Genomic DNA, 3494 nt, shown 5'->3' with positions numbered 1-3494 from the left:
GCCCCGAGAATACAATGGCATCTTATATTAAAGCAATTGAATTGGGAGCCGATTTCCTGGAAGTGGATATCCATCTTAGTAAAGATGATGTACTTGTGGTTCATCATGATCCCACACTGGATCGAACCACAAACGGCAAAGGGAGCCTCCGTAATTACACCGCAGCCGAATTAAAGGAATTGGATGCAGGAAGCTGGTTTCATTCTCGCTATAAGAATGAGAGGATTCCTTTACTGAGTGAGGTATTGGAGAATTTCGGGTCAGAAGTTGGAATCTTAATCGAAATAAAACATCCATCTGCTTATCCTGGCATTGAACAGAAACTTGCAGAAGAATTAGAGAAACTCCGAGAATATTCAACAAGTAAAAATAGAATAATGGTACATTCGTTCGATATGGAATCCATGAAAAGGTTTCATCAATTAATGCCGGACATACAAGTGGGCGTTTTGATTAAACGGCGAATTAATGACCAAAAATTAAAAGAGATTGCCGAGTTCGCATCATTTTTGAATCCAAAACAAACGATTTTAAGTACGAAGCTGCAAATGCGAATCCAAAAGCACGGGATGAAAGTATATACATGGACCGTCAACAATAAAAAACAAATGCGCATGTTCAAAAAGATGCAGGTAGATGGCATCATTTCTGATTTTCCTGATTATTTCTTGGATTGATACTTTGAATGTGTTTTTCTTTATAAACGTTCCAGTTGATTTCAGAAATCCGCACCTTTCAACATCTAGCGGGATCTTGGCTAGCCAGCTTATTCGTTAGGGGTATTGCAAATTCCTTCAATCCAGTCAGGGTTTCATTTCAAGTCTTCTTTTATAATCATGGTTCGGGGAGAGACCATTTCGAACTCCCCCTTTTTCGACTGAACAATCCGCAAATGCGGATTGTTTTTTTAAATAACATGGAAATGATTGTATCTCATGCCCATCCGTACCATAATAGGCCATTGCTGTCGCCCGTCACCATCGGTAACCTGCCACGGAATTTAACCGGCAAGTGGCGGAAAAACAAATGAGCGGACATTCTTAAGCCATACATAAGTATATTGGTAAAAGCGACCATTAATTGAACCAACGTCATTTCCTTATACATTCCATGGTGAAGTTGTGGAATAAATAAAGGCGGAGCTATATGAGCGGGCCTCCTCTGTAGGACGGACCAGGCGGGCCAGGCAGAATCCTTACTTCCATTATTTGATTTCTTAATGGATTATCCATACTTCGGGGATGTGCATTTTGATATAAATTATTTTCAGTACCGTTATGGTGGTTCTGTTTTTCGAATGAATTGAGCTTCCTTTTATCCGTATGTAGACGAATGACCGTGTGTGAATTCTTCGCTCTCGAATCCAGGTTCTATATGGCCTTTAATCATAAATTGACGCACCAGAAAATATTCCCTGTTTATTTTTTGAAGAAATCCCTATATTTTTTGGCATTCATGTACTAGAATTTGATATAGTGTTCTTAATGATTTAAACTTATTCCAGTCCCGAAATCGTTTTTGGGGACCAACCGAACTAAATTTTCTTATCTTAGAAAAAACGAGGGATTCCTATGTGGGAATTATTATTAGAATTTGATTATCAGACCGTTCGCCATGCGGTATGGGCAGGTTACTTATTTACCTTTGTCTTTCCACTGGCTGCGTTTTACTTCTTAAATAAAAAGCAATCACACTTGAACGACAAATATCAAGCTTCAGTCCATACAGATAAAAGTAAATCCCCAGTTCAGAAAGGCAACATTTTTGACTGGCGCGGTGCACAGCGCTTTTTCACATTTATCCGGCACAAGGATTCACCAGATGATTCCGATGAGCCAAGCCTCCTTCTCGTTGTTTAAACAATAACAATTCGAGGAGGAAATTATATTGAATAAGAAAAACATGCTTTTAATTGCCGTCCTATTTTTGGCAACGACCCTTTTGACAGGTTGCTCAGCAGCAACGAGCGGACCATTTCATACTGCATTGGTTAACCCGATGACAAAAATGCTAGAATTTAATGCTGATTTATTTAATGGCAACTATGGTTTAAGCATCATCATGATGACATTTTTGATTCGCCTTGTCTTGCTTCCACTGACTGCCAAGCAATATAAAACACAGCTTAGCATGAAAACGAAGATGAATGGGCTGAAACCGGAAATGGCAGCAATCCAGCAGAAAATCAAAGAGACGAAAGATCCAGCTAAACAAAAGGCCCTTCAACAGGAAATGATGCAGCTTTACCAAAAACATGGAGTCAATCCTTTAAACATGGGATGTCTGCCGCTCTTGATTCAAATGCCGATTCTAATGGGCTTTTATTATGCGATTCAAGGTTCCCATGAAATTGCGACCCATAATTTCCTTTGGTACAGTCTTGGCCAGCCGAATATTGCCATGGCGATTATTGCTGGTGTCATTTATTACTTCCAATCGGTCATTTCCATGAGACAAATGCCGGAAGAACAGCAGAAACAAATGAAGCTGATGAGCCTGCTCTCACCAGCAATGATTTTATTCATTTCTTTCTCTGCTCCTGCTGCATTGCCACTGTATTGGTCGATCGGAGGTATATTCATGATTATTCAGTCAATCGTGCTTCAGCGAATATATAAAAAAGACCATGCCGCTGTCCCGGCTGCAAATAAAACGGTTATTAAAAAAAGCTAACCCACTTGGATTAGCTCAGACTGTAGACAAACTGATTCGACCCATAAAGTTAGACATATAGTTTTAGCAGGTTCTAAGACCCTGAGTTCGATCTTCTATCGGACTCAGGTCTTTTAATTTTTCGCTTAACAGTTCCTGATACTAATTTAGAATCAACCACTTGTCATTGCTTATGTGAATAAAAAACGGTCCAGGAGCCCTGTGAAGCGATAAAAGTCACATCCGAGTATTTATCCCTTTTAGTATTCCGTGACATATACAAAGAAAAGTAGTGCAAATGATAAATCAATTCAAACTAATGTACCGCAGCTTCTATTTAGTTCGTTTACCTTGACAACTTCATTTCTACTATATGGGGAAGGAAATTAAAAGAACGTGCACTCCGCAGGGCGGAATGCACGTTCTTTTATTTCTTCGGCAATGGATTTGTTGAAACCTTTTCGAAAAACCTCTCTACATATTCGAAATCCGTGTAAAAGAACAATAATAGATCACCCGGTTGTGATGTTTCCCAAGCTTTTATGAACGCATCCAATTCATTTGGTTCGATGAATGTCCGATCTTTCTGTAACCCAGCTTCTACGGCCGCTTCCTGAAGCAGCCCGGCTACTTCGAACGGCTCCCTTCCACGCAAATCATCATCTTCTTTAATGATGAATAGATCAGAATTCATGGCCGCCACCTTGGAGAGCTTGATAAGCTCTTCATCAATACGGTCCCCTGGTCCTGCCAAAACAGTGATTAGACGATTTTTATTATAGGCACTGACCGTTTCGAATATAGCCTTCAAACCAGCTTCATTATGGGCATAGTCGATTATG

Annotated in this window: 5 protein-coding genes; 3 read left to right on the top strand and 2 right to left on the bottom strand. The window is 39.8% G+C overall.

Annotation, left to right across the window (positions count from 1 at the left end; genetic code table 11):
- On the top strand, window positions 1–677 hold a 677-nt coding region (locus ACFVSH_RS24275), incomplete at its 5' end, for a glycerophosphodiester phosphodiesterase (RefSeq protein ID WP_387708290.1).
- A gap of 256 nt (window positions 678–933) precedes the next feature.
- Here the strand turns inward: ACFVSH_RS24275 and ACFVSH_RS24270 are convergent.
- Window positions 934–1095, bottom strand: coding sequence for a hypothetical protein (locus ACFVSH_RS24270; RefSeq protein ID WP_387708289.1), 162 nt, complete (start codon window positions 1093–1095; stop codon window positions 934–936).
- A 476-nt stretch (window positions 1096–1571) separates the two neighbouring features.
- Here ACFVSH_RS24270 and ACFVSH_RS24265 point away from each other — a divergent pair, with 476 nt between their 5' ends.
- Window positions 1572–1859, top strand: a complete 288-nt coding sequence (locus tag ACFVSH_RS24265; RefSeq protein ID WP_387599455.1) for a hypothetical protein — start codon at window positions 1572–1574, stop codon at window positions 1857–1859.
- 28 nt (window positions 1860–1887) lie between these two features.
- Window positions 1888–2673: a membrane protein insertase YidC gene (gene yidC, locus ACFVSH_RS24260; RefSeq protein ID WP_387599452.1), complete on the top strand. Its 786-nt coding sequence runs from the start codon at window positions 1888–1890 to the stop codon at window positions 2671–2673.
- A 406-nt stretch (window positions 2674–3079) separates the two neighbouring features.
- Here yidC and ACFVSH_RS24255 read toward each other — a convergent pair.
- On the bottom strand, window positions 3080–3494 hold a 415-nt coding region (locus ACFVSH_RS24255; protein WP_387708288.1), incomplete at its 5' end, for a glutamate ligase domain-containing protein.

Source organism: Peribacillus sp. NPDC058002, from assembly GCF_042886655.1.
Lineage (GTDB): Bacteria > Bacillota > Bacilli > Bacillales > DSM-1321 > Peribacillus > Peribacillus aracenensis.
This window is presented reverse-complemented; position numbering and strand designations above follow the sequence as displayed.

Coding starts and splice junctions, on each gene's coding strand:
- ACFVSH_RS24265 (WP_387599455.1), top strand. CDS start 1,572: ATGTGGGAATTATTATTAGAATTTGATTATCAGACCGTTCGCCATGCG.
- ACFVSH_RS24270 (WP_387708289.1), bottom strand. CDS start 1,095: ATGACGTTGGTTCAATTAATGGTCGCTTTTACCAATATACTTATGTAT.